Genomic DNA, 20,228 nt, shown 5'->3' with positions numbered 1-20,228 from the left:
GCTCAACGAACGCGCCCGACGAACGGGACGACGCCAGGAGGGAAGCATGACCGAGGACACGAAGGGACCGCACGGCTGGAACAGGCGCAAGGTGCTGGGGGCCGGGGCGGCGCTGGCCGCCTCGCCGTTCATGTTCAACATCGCGCGGGCGCAGGAAGGGCCGATCAAGGTCGGCTTCCCGGTGCCGCTGACGGGGCCCTACGGGGCTGAGGCGCAGGACCAGGTGCGCGCGGCCGAGGTCGCCATCGCCGAGTTCAACGAGGGCGGCGGCCTGAACGGCCGCAAGGCCGAGTTGCTCGTGCGCGACGACCGGCTGAACCCCGGCGAGGCGGCGACCCGCGCGCTCGAGCTGATCGAGAACGACAAGGTGCAGTTCATCGTCGGCAGCCTCTCGGCGGCCGTGCAGCTGGCGGTGAACAACGTCACCAAGGCCCGCAAGGTGCTCTACAACTCCATCAGCCAGTCCGACGCCATCAACGAGGCCGCCGATTTCAGCCGCTACACCTTCCATGAGGCGCTGAACCCGCACATGACGGCGGGCGCGGTCGGCCGCTACGCCTTCCCTAAATTCGGCAAGAAGGTCGTGTTCCTGACCGCCGACTACGCCTATGGGCACGAGATGGTCCGCGGCTTCCAGGAGGCCGGCAAGGCGTTCGGGGTCGAGACCCTCGCCGACATCCGCCACCCGCTGGGCGCGACGGACTTCTCGGCCCTGCTGCCCCGGATCCAGGCCCTGAAGCCCGACATCCTGGCGATCAGCAATTTCGGCCGCGACCAGCAGATCGCCCTGAAACAGGCGACGGACTTCGGCGTGAAGAAGTCGATCAAGATCATCACCCCAATCCTGCTCTATACGGGCCGCATCGCGGCCGGCGCCCAGGCGTTCGAGGGCGTCACGGGCGGCACGTCCTATTACTACGGGCTGGAATCGAAGCTGCCGTCCGCCAAGGCCTTCAACGACCGCTTCCGCAAGCTGCATGGCGGGCGCGTGCCGTCCGACTACGGCTCATTGGCCTATGGCGGCGTGAAGACGCTGCTGATGGCCGCAAAGGCCGCGGGCACGACCGAGCAGGAAGCGGTGATCGCCGCCATGGAGGCCCTGAAATACGACTATTACAAGGGCCCGCAATACTACCGCAAATGCGACCACCAGTCGGTCCAGTCGGTGCTCATCATCGAGTCCAAGGCGGCGGCGGCGAACGATCCCGACGTGTTCAACATCGTCGCGACCGACGAGCCCAACGAAGCCAATCTGCGCACCTGCCAGGCGCTCGGACACTCCTGACCACGGCCTGACATGGCGCGCACGCGATCGCGTGCGCGCCATCAAGCGGAGAACATCATGGCGGGCCTCTCGCTCGACCTCATCGGTCTGCAACTGTTCACCGGCGTGGCGCTGGGAGCCGTCTATGTGCTTTTGGCGATCGGCCTGTCGCTGATCTTCGGAATGCTCACGGTGGTGAACTTCGCCCATGGCGCGTTCTACATGCTGGGCGCCTATGTGGGCCTGTGGATGCTGATGCACGGCGCCAATTTCTGGCTGTGCCTCGTCGGCGTCCCGCTCGCGATCGGCGCGGTCGGGCTGGCGGTGGAACGGGTGCTGATCCGGCCGCTCTATGGGCGGGGCATCGACTATCCGCTGCTGCTGACCTTCGGGCTCAGCTACATCATGGTCGAACTGGTCCGCATCGCCTTCGGCAACACCGGATATCCGGTGGACACGCCCGAAGCCCTGCAGGGCGCGGTCGACATCGGCGTGGGCTATTTCCCGCTCTACCGCCTCTTCGTCATCGGGGTGACGGCCGTGATCCTGGCCGGCCTCTGGGTCTTCCTGGAGAAGACCAGCTATGGGCTCATCATTCGCGCCGGCGCCCGCGACCCGCAGATCGTGCGCATCCTCGGCGTCGACGTCTCCAAGGTCTGGCTCGTCGTGTTCGGGCTGGGCACCGCCATCGCGGGCGTGGCGGGACTGTTGGCGGCCCCTCTCCAGGGCGTGATCCCCGAAATGGGAGGCCCCATCCTGGCGGAGGCTTTCGTGGTGACCGTGGTGGGCGGCATGGGCTCGCTCATGGGCGCCGTCCTGGCCGGGCTGCTCGTGGGGGTGGTGGTGAGCCTGACCTCGCTGTTCGCGCCCGAAATGGCGAAGGTCTCGATCTTCCTGCTGATGGCGGTCGTGCTTCTGGTCCGCCCGCAAGGCTTCTTCGGCCGCGCCGGACTGATGAGCTGAAACGATGAGCCTGGACCAAACCTCACGCGCTCCGGCCGTCGCCGTCGCCCCGCTGGCGCGCATCCGCATCCTGGAGCTCGCGCGGCGCCACAGGGTGCTTCTGGCTGCGCTGTTCCTGCTCGTGTTCCCGCTCCTGGTGCCGTTCAAGGCGCTTGCGGTGATGATCCTGATCTACGGGCTCTACGCGCTGGGGTTCAACCTGCTGTTCGGCTATCTGGGCCTCCTGTCCTTCGGACACTCGGCGCTGTTTGGAACCGGGGCCTATCTGTGCGGCATCGCCATCGTGCATTTCGGGGCGCCCTGGTTCGTGGCCGTGGCGGTGGGGACGATCGCGGGCGTGATCATGGCCTGCGTCATCGGCGCCCTGGCGATCCGCACGCGCGGCATCTACTTCGCGATGGTCACGCTCGCTCTGTCGCAATGCGTGTACTACCTCTTCTACCAGGCCGTCGGCTGGACCGGCGGCGAGAACGGCCTTCGCGGCATCGACGTGCGGACGATCAACCTGTTCGGCCTCACCCTCGACTTCCTCAACCCGCTGACGCGCTACTACGTCATCGCCGCCTTCGTGATCGCGGCCATGTTCGTGCTGTCGCGCATCCTCGCGTCCCCCTTCGGGGCCGTCATTGAAGCGGTGCGGGAGAACGAGGCGCGCGCCAGGGCCTCGGGCTACGACGTCGTGAAGGCGCGGCTTTTGACCTTCGTCCTCTCGGGCGGATTCTGCGGCTTGGCGGGAGCGCTGCTGGCGCTGCATCTGTCGATCGTCCCGATCGAGACGCTGCATTACGAGACGTCGGGCCTCGCCGTGATGATGTGCCTGCTCGGGGGAATGGGGACCTTTTTCGGGCCGTTCGTCGGCGCGGCGGTGTTCCTGCTCCTGGAGAACCTGGTATCGATCTGGACGGTGCACTGGCAGCTTCTCGTCGGAGCGGCCTTCGTGGTCTGCGTGCTGTTCTTCCCGCGCGGGATCTGGGGCACGATCCTGCACTGGATGGAGCGTTGAGATGAGCGCGGCGTCTTCCGAAGCCATCCTGCGCACGTTCAAGGTCGGCAAGCGCTTCGGCGGCTTCACGGCCCTGAAGGACATCTCGGCCGAGTTCCGGCGGGGCGCCATCACGTCGATCATCGGCCCGAACGGCGCCGGCAAGAGCACCTATTTCAACCTGCTCTCGGGCGCGTTCGCGCCGTCCAGCGGCCGGGTGGAGTTCGAGGGCAAGGACGTCACCGGCCTCGCCCAGCACCAGTTCGCCCATATGGGCGTGGCCAAGTCGTTCCAGATCACCAATGTGTTCCCGCAGCTCTCGACGCATGAGAACGTCCGGGTGGCCGCGCAGGCGCTGACGTCCCGCTTCGACATCTGGCGGCCCAGGGCCGCCATGACCGAGCTCGCCGACAAGGCCGACCACTTGCTCGAGCGCGTGGGCCTCGCCGACCGCCGGACCCGCCCCGCGGGAAGCCTCGCGCATGGCGAACAGCGGGCCCTGGAGATCGGCATGGCGCTCGCCAGCGAGCCGCGCCTCCTCCTGCTCGACGAGCCGACCGCCGGCATGAGCCCGGAAGAGACCCGCACCATGATGGACCTCATCGTGCGGCTCGGGCAGGAGCGGACCGTCATCCTGGTGGAGCACAAGATGAAGCTCGTCATGGGCATCAGCGACCGCCTGCTGGTGCTGCATCACGGAGAACTCCTGGCGGAGGGGTCGCCTGACGACATCCGGCGCAACGAGACCGTCAAGCGCGTCTATCTCGGCCAGCGGGAGCACTAGGCGATGTTGAAGGTGAGCAACCTGCAGGCCTGGTACGGCTCCAGCCATGTCCTCCAGAGCATCGACCTTGAGGTCAAGCAGGGCGAGATCGTCTGCCTCATCGGCCGCAACGGGGCAGGCAAGACCACGACGTTGAAGTCGATCATGGGCCTGCTCGACAAGACGAAGGGCAGCGTCTCGTTCCTGGGCGAGGAGATGCTGGGCCGGCCGGCGCATGTGCGCTTCGGCAAGGGCCTCGCCTATGTGCCCGAGGAGCGTCGGATCGTGCCCGGGCTGACGGTGCGCGAGAATCTGAGGCTTGGACTGATCGCCTCGGCCAACAAGAGGCGCGAGGACGAGCTGATCGCCCGGACCGCGGAGATCTTCCCCCGACTGGCCGAACGGCTGGACCAGACCGCCATCACGATGTCCGGCGGCGAGCAGCAGATGCTCGCCATCGCCCGCGCGATGATCTCCGATCCCAAGCTCGTCATGCTGGACGAGCCGTCCGAAGGCATCATGCCTGTTCTGGTCGACGAAATGTTCGAGCTCTTCCGGTCCATGAAGGCCCAGGGGACGACCATTCTGCTCGTCGAGCAGAACGTCGAACTGGCGCTCGGCATCGCCGATCGCGCCTATGTGGTGGACCAGGGCGCCATCGCCCATCACGCGTCGGCGAGCGAATTGCTGGCGGACGCCGAGATCCAGGAGCGTTACTGCGCCGTTTGATGCGCGGGCGTTCGAACAGGGCCGCGGATTGGTTCCCGATAGCCTTCAATCTTGCAAAACTTTTATGCGGAACCGACCTTATGGGTCCGGGTTGAGCTTAGGCCTCTGGCGTGAACCGTCGCGCGAAGGGGCCTGAACGAGTGAGGCTCGACGCATGAAGATCGCACAGGTCGCCCCGTTGGCGGAGGCTGTTCCGCCGAAGCTCTACGGGGGAACGGAACGGGTGGTTTCCTGGCTGACGGAAGCCCTGGTGGCTGACGGCCATGACGTCACCCTCTTCGCCAGTGGCGATTCGCTTACGTCGGCGAAGTTGTGCGCCATGGCCCCCGAAGGACTTCGCCTGGCTGGCATCCGCGATCATCTGGCCAGCCACCTCGTGATGGTGGACCATGTGCGCAAGCGGGCCGCCGAGTTCGACGTGATCCACTTCCATGTGGACCTTATCCAGTTTCCGCTCTGCCAGGACATCGCCCACAAGACGCTGACGACGATGCATGGGCGTCTCGACCTGCCGGATTTCCACCCGATCTACCGGGCTTTCCCGGACATGCCCCTGGTCTCGATCTCCGACAATCAGCGGCTTCCGATGCCGGCCGGATGCAACTGGCGGCGGACGATCTATCACGGACTGCCGGCGACCCACTGCCCGTACAACGCCAAGGGCGGCGACTACCTCGCCTTTCTGGGCCGGATCTCGCCGGAGAAGCGGCCGGACCGCGCCATCGAGATCGCCATCAAGGCCGGGGTCCCGCTCAAGATCGCAGCCAAGGTGGACAAGGCCGACCAGGACTATTTCGACAAGGTCGTCGCTCCCCTGCTGGACCACCCGCTGGTCGAGTTCATCGGAGAGATCAACGATCGGGAGAAATGCGCGTTCCTGGGCGACGCCATGGCGCTGCTCTTCCCGATCGACTGGTGCGAGCCTTTCGGTCTCGTGATGATCGAGGCCATGTCGTCCGGGACGCCGGTGATCGCCTGGCCGCTGGGCTCCGTGCCCGAGGTCGTCGACGACGGGGTCACGGGCTGCATCGTGTCGTCCGTGGACGAGGCCGTGAAGGCGGTCGAGCGCGCTCGCTCCATGAGCCGGGCCGCCGTGCGGGCCCGATTCGAGGAGCGGTTCACGGCCACCCACATGGCGCGCGCCTATGTGGAGACTTATGCGGCGCTGCGTTCCGACACCGGCGAGGCCCGTGCGCCCGTGCCCCTGTTCGGGCGCGACGGCAGGCCGACCTTGCGGCCGGCGACCGTCAATGCGCCGCGTCCGGCCCTCGCAATGCCGCAGTCCATCCTGCGGGCGAACTGAGGCTTGCAGGACACGGCCCCGGATTAGTGGGGAAGCGCATGGTGCGGCCATCCTCCTGCCCGAAGCGCAGATGAGGATCCGCCCGCGATTCGTCGGGCGCATCTGCGCCCGGCGCCACAGAGACAAGGACCAAGCGCACTCATGATGGGACTTCCCAAGACTCGCGAAAGCGCCCCGGACCCGCAGGAGCAGCAGGACCACGTCTCGGAGCACTATATCGAGGCCGAGGTCTCCCTGGTCGACCGGCCGCTGCGAACCTTGAAACATGAGGACGCCTTCGCGGTCCTGGACGCCTATGGGGACATTGGTACGCGGCCCGGATCGCCGGAGGGCCTGTTCTTCCGGGACACCCGGTACCTCTCCCGGTTCGAATTGCGGTTCGAAGGGAAGCGGCCGCTGCTGCTGAGTTCGGTGCTGCAGGACGACAACGCGGCGCTGTCGGTGGATCTCACCAATCCGGACATCAGGCCGCAGGACGACGACGGCGTTCCGCGCGACACGATATCGATCGATCGCACGAAGTTCCTTTGGGACAGCGTCTGCTTCGAGCGCATCGGCCTGAAGAACTTCGAGAAGAAGCCCAGGACCTTCACGCTCGACATCCTCTTCGATTCGGATTTCCGCGATCTGTTCGAGGTGCGTGGCCTTGACCGCCTGCGCCGCGGGACCGTTTCGTCGCGCGTCGCGGGGCCGGACCGGGTCGAATTCGCCTATACGGGTCTGGACGGCGTCGGCCGGACGATGACCATGATCTTCTCCGACCCGCCCGCCAAACTGGATGTCGGGAGGGCGCGCTTCAGCCTCACCCTGCCGGCCGGCGGTCGCCGCTCCCTGGTGATCCAAGTCTTGTGCGAAGAGGAAAAGCGCGGCGCCCCGCCCGACTTCGTCACGGCGTTCCGGGACAAGCGACGCGCAGGACGCGCTGCGACGCGCGGGATCGCCACGGTCGAGAGTTCGAACGAGATCTTCAACGAGTTCCTCTGCCGCTCGACCTCGGACCTCTACATGCTGACGACCGACACCGAGCATGGGCTCTACCCCTATGCCGGCATCCCCTGGTACAGCACCGTCTTCGGCCGGGACGGCATCATCACGGCGATGCAGCTTCTCTGGATCGATCCGGCCGTGGCGGCCGGCGTGCTCAAATATCTCGCCGCCACGCAGGCGACCGAAGTCGATCCCCGGGCCGACGCGCAGCCCGGAAAGATCCTCCACGAGCGGCGCCAGGGCGAAATGGCCCGCACCGGCGAAGTGCCGTTCCGCCGCTACTACGGCACCGTCGACGCCACCCCGCTCTTCGTCATGCTGGCCGGGATGTATTACGAGCGCACCGGCGACATCGGGCTGATCCGCTCGATCTGGCCCGCGATCGAAGCCGCCATGGGCTGGTGCGAGACCTATGGCGATCGCGACGGCGACGGCTTCGTCGAATATTTTCGCGAAACGGAGCACGGGCTGGCCAACCAGGGCTGGAAGGATAGCCACGATTCCATCTTTCATGCGGACGGTTCGTCGGCCCTGGGGCCGATCGCGCTGGTCGAGGTGCAGGCCTATCTGTTCGCCGCGCGGCACCACGCCGCCAGAATGGCGGCCGCGCTCGGGCATCCGGGCGAAGCCAAGCGGCAATTGGCGGCCGCGAGCGCGCTGCAGGCCCGCTTCGAGGAGGTCTTCTGGTGCGAGGACCTGGGCACCTACGCGCTGGCGCTCGATGGCGACAAGAAGCCCTGCCGGGTGCGGACCAGCAACGCCGGCCATGCGCTGTTCGCCGGGATCGCCTCGCCGGAACGCGCGAAGCGCACGGCAGAGACGCTGCTGTCGCAGGACGGCTTCAGCGGCTGGGGCGTGCGCACGCTCGCGCGGGGCGAGCCGCGCTACAATCCGATGTCCTATCACAACGGCTCGGTCTGGCCGCACGACAACGCCATGGTGGCGATCGGCCTGAGCCGGTACGGCCTGAAGCGCGAGGCCGCCCTCGTGTCGCAGGCGATCTTCGACGCGGCCAACTACCAGGAGCATCGGCGCCTGCCCGAGCTTTATTGCGGCTTCCTCCGCAAGCGCCGGCGTGGTCCCGTCGGGTATCCTGTCGCGTGTTCGCCCCAGGCCTGGGCGGCGGCCGCGCCCTTCGGGCTTCTGGCGGCGTGCCTCGGCCTCGACATGTCGGAGCAGCGCAACGAGATCCGTTTGACCGATCCCGTGCTGCCGTCGTTTCTGGACGAAATCGTCGTTCGGGGTCTGCGCCTGGGAAGCTCCGTCATGGACGTCAGGATCCACAAATATAGCGGAGACGTGGCGCTCAACGTGCTGCGCCGGTCGGGCGGGGCGACGGTCCTCGTCTGCAAATAGGCCATCGACCGGGCGCGGGCGTCTCCCCGCCCGGTCGACCTGATGAGCTAACGGCCGGTCTCGTCGAGGCTGCTCTGGCTGGAGGCCTGAGCCGTCCCGGGGCCGCGCGCTTGCGCGCTGGATGGGGCGGTCGCGCCGGCGGGATCGGCCATGTGATTGGCGCTGTGGTCCTGAAACTGCTCGGTCTGGACCGCCTTGCCGTCGAGGCCGCGTTCACCGGTGTGGCGCGACTTGTCCCGGTTGCTCAGCACCATGTTCTCCTCGAGCTTGCCGTCCAGGATCGAGTCGTCCGTCATCGCGCCGACGCCGGCTCCCTTGCCCTGCGCGCCCGAGCCCATGGTGTTCTTGCTGGCGTTCGCCATCGCTCTCTCCGTCGATCGGTCATGGACCGGAACAACGGCGAGCGACGGCCATGGTTCTCCAGGATCGACGGACCGCGCTGGCCCGGACCGGAGAGGCCTCAGAAGGTAAGCTGGACCTTCATGGCGCGCGAGCGGTCGCCAGCCAGTTCGAACGCCTCGATCGCGTTCTCGAACGGCAGGCTGGCGGTGAGGAGGGGCTTCACGTCCACCAGCCCCTTGTTCATGAGCTCGACGGCCAACTGAAACTCGGCGTCGAAGCGGAACGTGCCGCGAAGCTGAAGCTCCTTCGCCACGAGGGTGTTGAGCGGCAGCGTGGCGTCGCCGCCCAGGCCGACCTGGACGATCACCGCGCCGGGCCGAAGCACGTCGAACGCGCCGCGCAGCGCGGCCTGGTTGCCGGACGCTTCGAACAGGACGTCGAACACGCCTTTGTTGACCGCGTAGGGAGCCAGGGACTCGGGCGACTTGGCGACATTGATTGTGTGGGCGGCTCCCATGCGGGCCGCGGTCGCCAGCGGGGCGTCGGCGACGTCGGTGGCGACGATCTCCGCCGCTCCGGCCAGGCGGGCGCACAGGATCGACAGCGCGCCGATGGGTCCGCAGCCGGTCACCAGCACCCGCTTGCCTAGCAGCGGGCCGGCGATCCGCGCAGCGTGAAGGCAGACCGCGAGCGGCTCGGCCATGGCGGCTTCGGCCATGCTGACGCCGTCGCTCACCGGGATGGCCTGCAGGGCGGAGGCGGTCAGCTCCTGGCGAAAGCCGCCCTGAACATGCGGCGTGCGCATGGCGCTGCCCATGAAGCGCATGTCGGTGCAGTGCTGATGAAGGCCCTCGCGGCAATAAGAGCAGCGCTCGCACGGACGGCTCGGGTTGACCGCCACGCGCTGGCCGATGGCCAGGCCGGACACGCCCTCGCCCAGTTCGGCGATCGAGCCCGCGATCTCGTGGCCCAGAACCATCGGCTCCTTCACCCGGACGACGCCGAAGCCGCCGTCCTGGTAATAATGAAGGTCCGAGCCGCAAATGCCGCCCGCCGCGATCCGGATCCGCACCTCGCCCGGTCCCGGAGGCGTGACCTCCACGGTCTCGACGCGCAGGTCCCTGGCCGAATGAATACGAACGCCGCGCATGGGATCCTCCGCTGATCAAGCCGGCTCGCCGGCGCTGAGACGTCGGACTGCATAGCGCAAAACGCAGCGTGAACAAGCTTCGCGTCGGGGGACGGCGGCTCTGCGTCTAGTGGGTCGTCATCTCCAGCGCGAACTCGTAGACGGCGAAAACCACCGCCGTCAGCGCAAACAGCAACTCGGCCGAGATCTCCACAGCGCCCTCCAGGTTCGAAGGTTACAGCGTCAACGCGGCAGGCGGACCATTGTTCCTGCCCAGCTCTCCGAGCCAGGCTGCTCGCAAAACAAATGATTTTTTCTAAAAGAACGAGCCGCTTTGTGCATGTCTGGACCGGGCCTGCGCGGCGTTCTTCGTCGACAAGCGGTAGACTGCTTGCGATGCACGAGGGAGCGGGTTCTGAATGCTTGCGTCTTTCGCGCATCCCGAACTATGGTCGCCCGAATTGTTGAGCACGAGCCGAGCACCACGTCCCATGGTCGATCCAATTGGGCCCGATCGGGATGACGCGCCGGCGGCCCCGATCAGCCTGGAAGCCGAGATTGCGGAACTGCGTCTCGCCGTGGCGTCGCGGGACAACTTTCTCGCCCTTGTGGCGCATGAGCTTCGCAATCCGATGACGCCCATCCTGGCGCAGGTGCAGCGGCTGAAACGGCTCTCGGGCGAACCCACGACGAGCGCGGCCGCGGTTGGGGCGGCTGCGGAGCGGGCCGAGAAGCTGGTGCTGCACTACATCAAGCGCGTGACCATGCTGCTGGACGTGACCCGGATGAACGCGGGCAAGTTCCACCTGCAGCCCGAACTCCACGATGTCGTGGAGACGGCCCGGCACGTGGTGGAGAGCCTTGGTCCGGCGGCGGCTTATGCGGGATGCGCCATCACGCTTCGGGCCCCCGCCGCCTTGCCGGCCACGCTGGACAGGTTGGGGGCGGAACAGATCCTGGAGAACCTGGTGAGCAACGCCATCAAATATGGGGCGGGCACGCCGGTGACGGTCTCGCTGTCTGATGACGCGTCGAACGTCGTCTTCGAAGTGGCGGACGAAGGTCCGGGGATCAGTCCGGACAACCGGGACAGGATCTTCGAGCGGTTCGAGCGCGTCCTGGCCAGCGGTTCCACCGCAGGCGGGTTCGGCGTGGGTCTGTGGGTGGTCCGCCAGTTGGCGGAGGCGATGGGTGGCGCGATCGACGTGTCGTCGCAGGCGGGTGGGGGCGCGGCGTTCCGCGTGACGCTTCCCCGTCACGCTGACGGGACCGCGTCGTCGGGAGAGATGGAGGGGCGAGTATGAAGGATCGCGGACTGCCGAGGTCACCGACGTGCATCCCGGGTCTCGACACCCTGCTCGGAGGCGGCGTCCTGACGGGCGGGATCTATATCATCCAAGGCGCGCCCGGCGCTGGGAAGACGATCCTGGCCAATCAGATCTGCTTCGGCGCCGCAGCCACCGGCGGGCGGGCGCTCTATGTGACGCTCCTGGCCGAGAGCCACGCGCGCATGATCGGGCATCTGGGCGCGTTCAGCTTCTTCGACCCCAATCGGGTCCCCGACCAGGTGACCTATCTGAGCGGCTTCAAGACGCTGGAGGAAGACGGGCTGAAGGGGCTCGTCGACATGCTGCGCCGCGAAATCAGGAGCCGCCAGGCGACCACCCTCGTGCTGGACGGCCTCGTTTCAGCCGAGGAAACCGCAACCTCCCCCCGGGAGTTGAAGAAGTTCATTCACGAGTTGCAGACGCAGGCCGGCCTGACGGATTGCACCATGTTCCTGCTGACGAGCGCCTATACGGGTCAGCGGATGGTGTCGGCGGAACACACGATGGTGGACGGCCTCATCGAGCTGCAGAACCGATCCTATGGCCGGCGGTCCGACCGTGAGCTGCAGGTCCACAAGTTCCGGGGCGGCCCCATGCTCGGCGGCGTACATTCCTATGTGATCAACGATCATGGGGTGCAGGTCTATCCGCGCATCGAGGCGCTCTACGCCAAGCCGACCTATCTGGACGACGCTGACGGTCCGCAGATCGACACGGGCGTCGGGCTGCTGAACGAGATGATGGGCGGCGGCCCGAGCCGCCATTCCATGACGCTGCTGCTCGGCCCCGCCGGCATCGGCAAGAGCACGGTCGGGCTGCAATTCCTGGGCGGAGGGGGCAAGTCGGAGCCCGGGCTCTATTTCAGCTTCAATGAGAGCCCCCGCTCGATCGCCGTGAAGGCGAAGGGTCTGAAGCTACCCGTCGTGGACCTGATCGAGAGCGGCCATGTGGGCGTGCTCTGGAACCCCGTGACGGAGGGCGTCGTCGACGCGGTTTGCGATTCGCTTCTCGAGATCGTGCGCAAGCGCGGCGTGCGCCGGCTGTTCATCGACGGGATCGACGGCTTCGCCAAGCTCGCCAGCGAGCAGGGTCGGGTAGGGCCCTTGCTGACGGCGCTCAGCAACGAGCTGCGCTCGCGCTCCGTGTCGACGTTCTCGACGGCCGAGATGGACCTCGCCGGCATCGTTCCCGGGCAACCGCTTGCGGGACTCTCCGTCCGGGACATGTCGCCCGTCGCCGACAACATCGTCCTGATGCGCTTCGTCGGCACCCGCTCGCAGCTTCACCGGCTGATCGCCGTTCTAAAGGTCCGCGAGGCCAGGACCAGCCTTCAGTTCCGCCGCTACCGGATCGAGGAGGGCGGCCTGCTCATCGAGAGCGACGCGAGCGCCGCTGAACGGCTGCTGGGCGGCTTCTCGTCCATGTCCGACGGCGCCCAGGCGCTCTCCCCGGCCGCCGCTGCGCCGGACCAGCTCGGACGCGGAGACTGATCTTGCGCACAGTGCTGGTTGTCGACGACGAGTGGGCGATCGCCGAGGTGCTTGAGGACGTGCTCGGGGACGACGGGTATCGGGTCTCTGTCGCGAATAACGGCAAGGAGGGCATCGGCCGCGCCCTCTCCGACAAGCCGGACCTGATTCTGCTCGACTACATGATGCCGGTCCTGGACGGACCGAAGACGCTCGAAGCGCTCGCCCTCGACGAGCGGCTGAGGGACATCCCGGTGATCATGATGAGTTCCCTGCCGGAGCAGACCGTGCGGGAGCGCTGCAGCGGCTATGTCGTCTTCCTGCGCAAGCCTTTCTTGATCGGAGACGTGTTGCTCGCCATACAAAAGGTGCTGTCTCCAAAGTAAACGGCCCCGCGGATCCGAGATCCGCGAGGCCATTAGCTGATCATAGACTTTTGGTCTTCAGCGCCAGAACAGCGCCAGAAGAATAATGATCGGAAGCGGAATGCCGATCATCCAAAGAAGAGCTCCTTTTCCCAGACCCATTGTCGTCCTCCTGCGTTTCAACTTGCAAACATAACGGATACGCCAACGGTTAGGTTCCGGGACTTCATCATCATAACGTCCAACTTTCGTGAAAGGCGCGGTCGCCGTGCTTGCCAAGCGCTTCGCGCCGGGCGATGGAAAGGCCCCAGGGCTCACCATGTTCTCTCCGATCAGTTCGTCCATCATCCGCGCAGAGGACCTTCCGACGAAGGCTCTGAGGACCTTGGACGATCACTGGTCCGAGACGCGGTTCGGCGCTCTGCCGCGCCTGAAGGATCTCGATCCGGCGCTGGTCGGCCTGATGGCCGGACGCGTGCATCTCGTGCATGTCCAGCCCGGCGGGGCGTATCGCTTCCTCCATTACGCCCGGGCGACGACGAACCCTGACGGCCTCAACATGTCCGGCCGGACCACGGCCGAGTATGCCGACAAGGCTTTCGGCGCAATGGTGGACGAGCACTACGGCGAGGCCGTGCGGCTCGGCCGCCCTGTCTGCCGGAAAATCGCCGCCATCTGGCGCGGGCAGCCCTACGAGTATGTCAGGCTCACCATGCCCTATTCGGCGGATGGCGGTCCGACCGTCGTGTTCCTCGTGGTGGCCAGCCATCGGCTCACGGTTCCCGGCGAACTCGACCGGGACGACGGGCCTCCGGACGAGAACGAGTCGCAGCGGCTGGCGGCGACGATCGCATCCACGGCGCGCGCCAGCCAGCTCACCAGCGATCCGGAAATGCTGGCCGCGCTCGACGCCATCGAGGTTGCGGCGGAAATTCGCCTGGTCGAGGCTAGAAAACCGCCGGCCGCCGCACAGGACAGCTGATCCGGGCGCCTTGAAAAAAGCTGAACCTATGCGGGAACCGTCATCTTGGCTGCGAGTTTACGCTCAGCTGCGGCTTGGGTGAGGGGTCAGGGGCGGTCCTGCTGAACTTCCGCGTGGTTTCGACCATGCGTTTGGACGTGTGAGACAATCCGGCGCCTTCCCGCATCGGGAGACATGAGACATGGCCGTCACGGCCGATTGGGCGCGGATCGTCACTCAGCACGAAGCAGGCATTCTCCAAGGTTGGCTCAAGGCTCTCAGGGCCGACAGCACGCTTCAGACAGGCCGCATCAAGGATGCGGAGCTGGAGTCCGAATGCCGCAACTTTCTGGGGCTTCTCGGGTCGTATCTCGCCAAGGGTCCCGGCGCGGGATCGCCCGGCGACGCAATCACCGACATGCTGACGTCCCTGTCGCGTTCGCGCGCGGTGCAGGGCTTCACGCCCAGCGAGACGGCCAACTTCGTCCTGGCCGTCAAGGCGCCGCTGTTTGAGGCGCTGCGGGATGATGGAGACGGCGCCGCCTCGATGCTGGAGACCAGCAACGAAGCCATGAAGGCCATCGACGGGCTCGCGCTCCTGACGATCGAAATCTACCAGAAGAGCCGCGAGCAGGTGATCATCCGGCAGCAGCGGGAGATTTCCGAGCTGTCCACGCCGGTGGTCAAGCTCTGGGACGGCGTTTTGGCCTTGCCGCTCATCGGCACCCTCGACAGCGAGCGCACGCAGGTCGTCATGGAGAACCTGCTGCAGTCCATTGTCGATCACTCGGCCGAGATCGCCATCATCGACATCACCGGGGTCCCGACCGTCGACACCCTCGTCGCGCAGCATCTGCTGAAGACCGTCGCAGCCGCGCGCCTGATGGGCGCCGACTGCGTCGTAAGCGGCATCCGCCCCCAGATCGCCCAGACCATGGTGCATCTTGGGGTGGAATTGAACGTGGTGTCGAAGGCGAGCCTGGCCGACGCTCTCGCTTTGGCCCTGCAGCGGATCGGCAAGCGCGTGGTCAATGTCGGGGCTGCCGCCCCGGGCGACATGCAGCGGTGAGGACCCAAGATGGACCGTATCCCCATCCTCAAGATGGGCGACGCCCTGCTGATCACCATTCAGGTCGACATGCATGATCGTCTGGCCCTGGCGCTCGAGGAGGACCTCACCGCCAAAATCGCGGCCACCCACGCCAAGGGCGTCCTGATCGACATCTCGTCCCTGGAGATCGTCGACAGCTTCATCGGGCGCATGCTGGACAACATCGCAGCCGTCTCACGCATGCTCGACGCCGAAACCGTCGTGGTCGGCATGAGGCCGGCCGTCGCGATCACGCTGGTCGAACTCGGCCTCTCGCTCACCGGCGTGAAGACCGCGCTGAACGTGGAACGCGGCATGTTGCTGATTCAGAAACGCCTTCGGGGGCTCGGAGAGTTCAGTGGCCGTCATTCGTGACGATGTCATGCCCATCCGAAGTTCGGATGACATCGTGAGAGTGCGCCAGGACGTGCGCTCCCGCGCCATCGAGATCGGGCTGAGCCTCGTGGACCAGACCAAGATCGTGACCGCCGCCAGCGAGCTCGCCCGCAACACGCTCGATTATGGCGGGGGTGGCACGGCGCGGCTGCAGATCGTCCAGGACGGCGTCCGGCGCGGCGTCCGGCTGACGTTCGAGGACCAGGGACCCGGCATCGCCGACCTCCAGCTCGCCCTGAAGGACGGCTACACGTCGGGAAAGGGGCTTGGATTGGGATTGAGTGGAGCCAAACGGCTCTCCAACGAGTTCTCCATCGACTCCGCTCCCGGCGAGGGGACGCGGGTCACCATCGTGCGCTGGTCTTGAGGAACCCCCATGGCTACCCAGGCGATCAGCGTATCCGAGGCCAGCCAGGTGTCTGAAGTGCGCAGGGCCGCGACGGCTCTGGCGCAGCGCGTGGGATTCTCGGAAGTCGATTCCGGCCGGGCCGCCATCGTGGCCACCGAACTCGCCACCAACCTGATCAAGCATGGCGGCGGCGGCTCGGTCCTGGCGTCGCTGTTCTCCGAACAGGGCCGGGAGGGCGTCGAACTGATCGCCGTGGACCGAGGGCCCGGCATGCGGGACGTCTCGGCCTGCCGCAGGGACGGCCATTCGAGCAGCGGCAGCGCCGGGCAGGGTCTTGGAGCCATCGAGCGGCTCTCGCAGTTCAGCGACATCGCGTCCTGGCCGGGCCTCGGCACCGTCGTCGTGGCCAGGCTGGAGAAGTCGTCCTCGGCCGGCCAGGCGGCCTCGACGGCCGACAGCCGGATGTGCTGGGGCGCCATCTCCACGCCCAAGCCGGGCGAAGAGGCCTGCGGAGACGCTTTTTCGATCGCGTCCTTTCGGGACGGGCAGCCCGCCATCCTGGTGGCGGACGGGCTCGGCCATGGCGCGGCGGCCGCGGAGGCCTCCACCGCTGCCGTGCGCCTCTTCGCGGGCGCGGCCGGGAAGGATTCCGATCCGGTCGACAGCCTCGCGCGCATCCACGATGGACTGCGCGCCACGCGAGGGGCCGCCATTGCGGTGGCCTATGTGGATCTCGGCCGCGACCGCGTCCTCTTCGGCGGGATTGGAAACATTGCGGGCGCGATCGCGTCGCCCGGAGACGTGCGCAGGATGGTGTCGCACAATGGAACCGCGGGGCTGATGGCGCGGCGCGTCCAGGCCTTCGAATATGTCCTGCCGGCGGGCGGGCATCTCATCCTCCACTCGGACGGGCTTTCGACCAACTGGTCGCTGGACCGGTACCCCGGCATCCTCGCCGCCCATCCCAGCGTGATCGCCGCCGTTCTCTGGCGCGACCAGAACAGGGGACGGGACGACGCGACGGTGCTGGTCGCGAGGGCGCGGCCGTCATGACCCTGCCGATCCTGTCCACCCGCATTGCCAGCGAGACGGACGTGGTGTTCGTCCGCCAGCGGGCGCGGCGCATCGCCGAGAAGCTCGGCTTCGACGCGCAGGACCAGACCCGGATCGCCACGGCCGTGTCCGAGGTGGCCCGCAACTCTTTCGCCTATGCGGGGGGAGGGCGGGCGGAGTTCCTCGTCGATCTCGACCGCCAGCCCCAGGAAATGGTGGTGCGGATCGCCGACCAGGGCCCCGGCATCCCGCACCTCTCCACCATCCTCGAAGGCCGCTATCGCTCCCTCACCGGCATGGGCCTTGGGATCCTCGGCGCCAAGCGCCTGATGGACGGTTTCGACATCCAGACCGCACCGCACGCCGGGACGACGGTGGAGCTGCGGAAGAAGCGCTCCGCGAGGCTCGCCCGCTTGCCCGCCGCAGCGCTGTCGGCGGTGGCCACAGCCGTGGCGAAAGAGCTGGACGGCGACCCCATGTCGGCTCTGCGTGACCAGAACCGGGAGCTCGTGGCCAGCCTGTCGGAGCTGAAGGACCGCAACGAGGAGCTGGAGAAGCTCGGCCGCGAGCTGGAGGACACCAATCGCGGCGTGGTGGCCCTCTATTCGGAGCTCGACGAGAAGGCCGAGCAGCTGCGCCAGGCGAGCGAGCTCAAGACGCGCTTCCTGTCCAATATGAGCCACGAATTCCGCACGCCGCTGAATTCGATCCTGGCGATCTCGCGCATGCTGCAGGACAGGATCGACGGGGACCTGACGGCCGAGCAGATGCGGCAGGTCGGCTATATCCGGCAGTCGGCCGAACATTTGACCGAACTGGTCAACGACCTCCTCGATCTCGCCAAGGTCGAAGCCGGCAAGCTCGACGTCCGCCCGAGCCGCTTCAGCATCACGGAGCTGTTCGGCGGGCTGCGCGGCGCCATGAGGCCCCTGCAGACGACCGAGCGCGTGGCGCTGGTCTTCGAGGACGCGGACGGGCTGCCGCTTCTCAGCACCGACGAGGGCAAGGTCGCCCAGATCCTGCGCAACTTCATCTCGAACGCGCTGAAATTCACCGAGGCCGGCTCCGTCGTGGTGAGCGCATCCTGGGACGCCGGACGCAACAGGGTCTCGTTCAGCGTGGCCGACACCGGGATCGGCATCGCGGCCGAGGACAAAGGCAAGATCTTCGACGAATTCGTGCAGCTGGAGAACCGGTTGCAGGCGCGTTCCAAAGGCACGGGACTGGGCCTGCCCCTCTCGCGCAAGCTGGCGCAGTTGCTGCGCGGGGACGTCACGGTCGCGAGCGTCCCGGGCCAGGGCTCCACCTTCACGCTGACCATTCCGCCCAGCTACGCCGACCAGCCGTCGGCCGATGCGCAAGCGGGGGCGCCGCGCCAGGTCCTTGTCGCCGATGACGACGAATCCTTCCGCTACATCGTGCGGCAGCTGATCGGGTCCGACGGCCAGTTCGAACTCGTCGAGGCGCGCAACGGCGTGGAAGCCCTGCAGCGCATCCGGCAGACCCGTCCAGACGTTCTTCTCCTCGATGTGCAGATGCCCGAACTGGACGGTCCGGCGGTCCTGCAGGCCCTCCAGGACGATCCTGATACGCGTTCCCTGCCTGTGATCATGTCGACCTCGCACGTGATCGATCCGGAGCTGCGCAGCCGTCTGGCGCCGGCGAGGGCTCTCCTGAGCAAGGATGCGCTTTCACGCGAGGTGCTTCTCTCCCTGCTGGCCGGGGTGGCGGGACCACGCGCATGAGCCAGACCTCCGCCGAACCGCAGATCGTCCTGAACGTCGACGACACCGAGCCGCTCCGCTACGCCAAGACGCGCACGCTGCAGCGGGCGGGCTACGACGTCGTGGAGGCGGGAACAGGCGCGGATGCGCTGCGCATGGTCGCCGAGCGGCAGCCGGCGGTCGTGCTCCTGGACATCAAGCTTCCGGACATCAACGGCATCGAGATCTGCAAGCGGATCAAACGCGAGCACCCGCGCATCCTGGTCCTGCAGGTGTCCGCGTCGCTGGTGGCCAGCGCCGACCGGGCCAAAGGCCTGGACAGCGGCGCCGACGCCTACATGACCCAGCCTGCCGAGCCGGAGGAACTGGTCGCGGCGGTGGGGGCGCTGTTTCGGATCCGCAACGCCGAAAGCGCGCTGCTGCGCCTCAACGACACGCTGGAGAAACGCGTCGAGGAGCGCACCCGCGAACTTGCGGAGGCCAACGCGCGGCTCCAGGCCGAGATCGCGGAGCGCGCCAAGGCGGAGGCGGCGCTCGTCCAGGCGCAGAAGATGGAGGCGATCGGCCAGCTCACGGGCGGCATCGCGCATGACTTCAACAATCTGCTCGCGGCCGTCGTGGGCGGCCTGCACCTGATCCAGCGGCGGTCGACGGAGCCGCGCGTGGGCGAGATCGCCGGCCACGCCCTCCAGGCAGCCCAGCGCGGCGTCAAGCTGATCTCCCAGTTGCTGGCCTTCTCGCGCACGCAGGAACTGGAAGCGCGGCCCGTCGACATCAACCACCTCATCAGCGGCATGCAATCGCTGCTGCGGCAATCCATCGGGCCCATGGTGGAAATCCGCACCGAACTCGACCCCGCGGCCGGTCTGGTGCTCGCCGACGCCAACCAGCTCGAACTCGCTTTGGTGAACCTCGCCATCAACGCCCGTGACGCGATGGCCGGCGGAGGCCGCATCGTGCTCGCGACGTCCCGCACCACGCAGCCGGCGAGCGCTAACGCCGAAGCCTGGATCTGCATCTCCGTCAGGGACAACGGGCCCGGAATGCCCCCCGACGTGAAGGACCGCGCCTTCGATCCGTTCTTCACGACGAAGCCCGCCGGGCAGGGGACGGGGCTCGGCTTGTCGCAGGTCTACGGCGTCGCCCGGCAGCTCGGCGGCCACGCTACGATCGACACTCAGCCGGGAGAGGGAACGACCGTCTCGATCCTGCTTCCCGCCGCGGCGGCCACAGCCATCGAGGAGGTTGCGCCGCCGGAAAGTGAGCCTCAGCTGGGGAAGCAGGAAACGGTGCTGCTGATCGAGGACGACGCGGATGTGCGCTCGGTGATGTCGGCCGCGCTGCTGGAGCTGGGCTATCAGGTGGTGACGGCGGTCGACGGAGACGAGGCGTTGCGGCTGGCCCGGGTGATCCCGGTGGACATCGCCGTGCTGGACTATGTCATGCCCGGCCTCACCGGGGCGGAAACCGCCAAGCTGTTGAAGGAGTTCCTGCCCGACCTGCCGATCGTGTTCGCGAGCGGGCATGCGGACACCCGCGCGCTCGCCGGGGTGCCGGGCGCGCATCATCTCCTGCGCAAGCCGTTCGCCCTGCACGAACTCGCCTCGCGACTGCGCGACGAGCTGGGCCGCAGGGGCTGAGCCGCGGCGGCTGGACCGGGCGCAGGCTGGCCCTA

General features: G+C 67.1%; 20 protein-coding genes. 17 read left to right on the top strand and 3 right to left on the bottom strand.

Annotated elements, in window-relative coordinates; translation table 11 throughout:
• Nucleotides 1–46 precede the first annotated feature (46 nt).
• The 7 genes from ABEG18_RS16880 to ABEG18_RS16850 all read left to right on the top strand — a co-directional run bounded on the left by ABEG18_RS16880 (nucleotide 47) and on the right by ABEG18_RS16850 (nucleotide 8,347).
• The gene (locus tag ABEG18_RS16880) at nucleotides 47–1,285 is read left to right on the top strand and encodes an ABC transporter substrate-binding protein (protein WP_406854211.1); all 1,239 of its coding nucleotides are present in this window, start codon (nucleotides 47–49) and stop codon (nucleotides 1,283–1,285) included.
• A 57-nt stretch (nucleotides 1,286–1,342) separates the two neighbouring features.
• Entirely contained in the window at nucleotides 1,343–2,227 is an 885-nt protein-coding gene (locus tag ABEG18_RS16875; protein WP_406854210.1) for a branched-chain amino acid ABC transporter permease, read from the top strand.
• A gap of 4 nt (nucleotides 2,228–2,231) precedes the next feature.
• Entirely contained in the window at nucleotides 2,232–3,230 is a 999-nt protein-coding gene (locus tag ABEG18_RS16870) for a branched-chain amino acid ABC transporter permease (RefSeq protein WP_406854209.1), read from the top strand.
• A gap of 1 nt (nucleotide 3,231) precedes the next feature.
• On the top strand, nucleotides 3,232–3,993 hold the full coding sequence (locus ABEG18_RS16865; protein ID WP_406854208.1) for an ABC transporter ATP-binding protein: 762 nt from the start codon (nucleotides 3,232–3,234) through the stop codon (nucleotides 3,991–3,993).
• A 3-nt stretch (nucleotides 3,994–3,996) separates the two neighbouring features.
• Entirely contained in the window at nucleotides 3,997–4,701 is a 705-nt protein-coding gene (locus ABEG18_RS16860; protein ID WP_406854207.1) for an ABC transporter ATP-binding protein, read from the top strand.
• A 154-nt stretch (nucleotides 4,702–4,855) separates the two neighbouring features.
• A complete protein-coding gene (locus ABEG18_RS16855; protein ID WP_406854206.1) occupies nucleotides 4,856–6,004 on the top strand; it encodes a glycosyltransferase family 4 protein in 1,149 nt (382 codons plus the stop codon).
• Between the two features lie 141 nt (nucleotides 6,005–6,145).
• Nucleotides 6,146–8,347 (top strand): glycogen debranching N-terminal domain-containing protein, encoded by a 2,202-nt coding sequence (locus tag ABEG18_RS16850; protein ID WP_406854205.1) that lies wholly within the window; start codon nucleotides 6,146–6,148, stop codon nucleotides 8,345–8,347.
• 47 nt (nucleotides 8,348–8,394) lie between these two features.
• On the opposite strand, the gene ABEG18_RS16845 is transcribed toward ABEG18_RS16850, so the two are convergent.
• Together ABEG18_RS16845 and ABEG18_RS16840 are read right to left on the bottom strand one after the other, a co-directional pair.
• A complete protein-coding gene (locus tag ABEG18_RS16845; RefSeq protein WP_406854204.1) occupies nucleotides 8,395–8,709 on the bottom strand; it encodes a hypothetical protein in 315 nt (104 codons plus the stop codon).
• Between the two features lie 98 nt (nucleotides 8,710–8,807).
• Nucleotides 8,808–9,839 carry an L-idonate 5-dehydrogenase gene (locus tag ABEG18_RS16840; protein ID WP_406854203.1) on the bottom strand — a complete coding sequence of 344 codons (1,032 nt, stop codon included), beginning with the start codon at nucleotides 9,837–9,839 and terminating at the stop codon, nucleotides 8,808–8,810.
• A 470-nt stretch (nucleotides 9,840–10,309) separates the two neighbouring features.
• On the opposite strand from ABEG18_RS16840, the gene ABEG18_RS16835 reads away from it, so the two are divergent.
• The 3 genes from ABEG18_RS16835 to ABEG18_RS16825 are packed head-to-tail and all read left to right on the top strand — an operon-like array spanning nucleotide 10,310 to nucleotide 13,001.
• Complete coding sequence (locus ABEG18_RS16835; RefSeq protein WP_406854202.1) at nucleotides 10,310–11,122, top strand: sensor histidine kinase; 813 nt, start codon at nucleotides 10,310–10,312, stop codon at nucleotides 11,120–11,122.
• Nucleotides 11,119–12,636, top strand: coding sequence for an RAD55 family ATPase (locus tag ABEG18_RS16830; RefSeq protein ID WP_406854201.1), 1,518 nt, complete (start codon nucleotides 11,119–11,121; stop codon nucleotides 12,634–12,636). The genes ABEG18_RS16835 and ABEG18_RS16830 overlap by 4 nt, the downstream gene beginning before the upstream one ends.
• A gap of 11 nt (nucleotides 12,637–12,647) precedes the next feature.
• Nucleotides 12,648–13,001, top strand: a complete 354-nt coding sequence (locus ABEG18_RS16825; RefSeq protein ID WP_406858629.1) for a response regulator — start codon at nucleotides 12,648–12,650, stop codon at nucleotides 12,999–13,001.
• Nucleotides 13,002–13,058: 57 nt separating this feature from the next.
• Here ABEG18_RS16825 and ABEG18_RS16820 read toward each other — a convergent pair whose 3' ends face one another.
• Complete coding sequence (locus ABEG18_RS16820; protein ID WP_406854200.1) at nucleotides 13,059–13,328, bottom strand: hypothetical protein; 270 nt, start codon at nucleotides 13,326–13,328, stop codon at nucleotides 13,059–13,061.
• Nucleotides 13,329–13,365: 37 nt separating this feature from the next.
• On the opposite strand from ABEG18_RS16820, the gene ABEG18_RS16815 reads away from it, so the two are divergent.
• The 7 genes from ABEG18_RS16815 (at nucleotide 13,366) to ABEG18_RS16785 (ending at nucleotide 20,193) form a co-directional block, all read left to right on the top strand.
• On the top strand, nucleotides 13,366–13,962 hold the full coding sequence (locus ABEG18_RS16815) for a hypothetical protein (RefSeq protein WP_406854199.1): 597 nt from the start codon (nucleotides 13,366–13,368) through the stop codon (nucleotides 13,960–13,962).
• Nucleotides 13,963–14,143: 181 nt separating this feature from the next.
• Complete coding sequence (locus tag ABEG18_RS16810; RefSeq protein ID WP_406854198.1) at nucleotides 14,144–15,010, top strand: STAS domain-containing protein; 867 nt, start codon at nucleotides 14,144–14,146, stop codon at nucleotides 15,008–15,010.
• A 9-nt stretch (nucleotides 15,011–15,019) separates the two neighbouring features.
• Nucleotides 15,020–15,406, top strand: a complete 387-nt coding sequence (locus ABEG18_RS16805; protein WP_406854197.1) for an STAS domain-containing protein — start codon at nucleotides 15,020–15,022, stop codon at nucleotides 15,404–15,406.
• A gap of 34 nt (nucleotides 15,407–15,440) precedes the next feature.
• A complete protein-coding gene (locus tag ABEG18_RS16800; protein WP_406854196.1) occupies nucleotides 15,441–15,794 on the top strand; it encodes an anti-sigma regulatory factor in 354 nt (117 codons plus the stop codon).
• Between the two features lie 9 nt (nucleotides 15,795–15,803).
• Nucleotides 15,804–16,829, top strand: a complete 1,026-nt coding sequence (locus ABEG18_RS16795; RefSeq protein WP_406854195.1) for an ATP-binding SpoIIE family protein phosphatase — start codon at nucleotides 15,804–15,806, stop codon at nucleotides 16,827–16,829.
• The gene (locus ABEG18_RS16790) at nucleotides 16,826–18,574 is read left to right on the top strand and encodes an ATP-binding protein (RefSeq protein ID WP_406854194.1); all 1,749 of its coding nucleotides are present in this window, start codon (nucleotides 16,826–16,828) and stop codon (nucleotides 18,572–18,574) included. The genes ABEG18_RS16795 and ABEG18_RS16790 overlap by 4 nt, the downstream gene beginning before the upstream one ends.
• Nucleotides 18,571–20,193, top strand: a complete 1,623-nt coding sequence (locus tag ABEG18_RS16785; protein ID WP_406854193.1) for a response regulator — start codon at nucleotides 18,571–18,573, stop codon at nucleotides 20,191–20,193. Before ABEG18_RS16790 ends, ABEG18_RS16785 begins: the two co-directional genes overlap by 4 nt.
• The last annotated feature ends 35 nt before the right edge of the window (nucleotides 20,194–20,228 follow it).

The organism is Alsobacter sp. KACC 23698, assembly GCF_045348435.1.
Lineage (GTDB): Bacteria > Pseudomonadota > Alphaproteobacteria > Rhizobiales > Beijerinckiaceae > Alsobacter.
This window is presented reverse-complemented; position numbering and strand designations above follow the sequence as displayed.

What these genes read in the sequence shown, in the direction of transcription:
- ABEG18_RS16880 (WP_406854211.1), top strand. Translation starts at nt 47, where the DNA reads ATGACCGAGGACACGAAGGGACCGCACGGCTGGAACAGGCGCAAGGTG.
- ABEG18_RS16875 (WP_406854210.1), top strand. Translation starts at nt 1,343, where the DNA reads ATGGCGGGCCTCTCGCTCGACCTCATCGGTCTGCAACTGTTCACCGGC.
- ABEG18_RS16870 (WP_406854209.1), top strand. Translation starts at nt 2,232, where the DNA reads ATGAGCCTGGACCAAACCTCACGCGCTCCGGCCGTCGCCGTCGCCCCG.
- ABEG18_RS16865 (WP_406854208.1), top strand. Translation starts at nt 3,232, where the DNA reads ATGAGCGCGGCGTCTTCCGAAGCCATCCTGCGCACGTTCAAGGTCGGC.
- ABEG18_RS16860 (WP_406854207.1), top strand. Translation starts at nt 3,997, where the DNA reads ATGTTGAAGGTGAGCAACCTGCAGGCCTGGTACGGCTCCAGCCATGTC.
- ABEG18_RS16855 (WP_406854206.1), top strand. Translation starts at nt 4,856, where the DNA reads ATGAAGATCGCACAGGTCGCCCCGTTGGCGGAGGCTGTTCCGCCGAAG.
- ABEG18_RS16850 (WP_406854205.1), top strand. Translation starts at nt 6,146, where the DNA reads ATGATGGGACTTCCCAAGACTCGCGAAAGCGCCCCGGACCCGCAGGAG.
- ABEG18_RS16845 (WP_406854204.1), bottom strand. Translation starts at nt 8,709, where the DNA reads ATGGCGAACGCCAGCAAGAACACCATGGGCTCGGGCGCGCAGGGCAAG.
- ABEG18_RS16840 (WP_406854203.1), bottom strand. Translation starts at nt 9,839, where the DNA reads ATGCGCGGCGTTCGTATTCATTCGGCCAGGGACCTGCGCGTCGAGACC.
- ABEG18_RS16835 (WP_406854202.1), top strand. Translation starts at nt 10,310, where the DNA reads ATGGTCGATCCAATTGGGCCCGATCGGGATGACGCGCCGGCGGCCCCG.
- ABEG18_RS16830 (WP_406854201.1), top strand. Translation starts at nt 11,119, where the DNA reads ATGAAGGATCGCGGACTGCCGAGGTCACCGACGTGCATCCCGGGTCTC.
- ABEG18_RS16820 (WP_406854200.1), bottom strand. Translation starts at nt 13,328, where the DNA reads ATGATGGACGAACTGATCGGAGAGAACATGGTGAGCCCTGGGGCCTTT.
- ABEG18_RS16810 (WP_406854198.1), top strand. Translation starts at nt 14,144, where the DNA reads ATGGCCGTCACGGCCGATTGGGCGCGGATCGTCACTCAGCACGAAGCA.
- ABEG18_RS16805 (WP_406854197.1), top strand. Translation starts at nt 15,020, where the DNA reads ATGGACCGTATCCCCATCCTCAAGATGGGCGACGCCCTGCTGATCACC.
- ABEG18_RS16795 (WP_406854195.1), top strand. Translation starts at nt 15,804, where the DNA reads ATGGCTACCCAGGCGATCAGCGTATCCGAGGCCAGCCAGGTGTCTGAA.
- ABEG18_RS16790 (WP_406854194.1), top strand. Translation starts at nt 16,826, where the DNA reads ATGACCCTGCCGATCCTGTCCACCCGCATTGCCAGCGAGACGGACGTG.
- ABEG18_RS16785 (WP_406854193.1), top strand. Translation starts at nt 18,571, where the DNA reads ATGAGCCAGACCTCCGCCGAACCGCAGATCGTCCTGAACGTCGACGAC.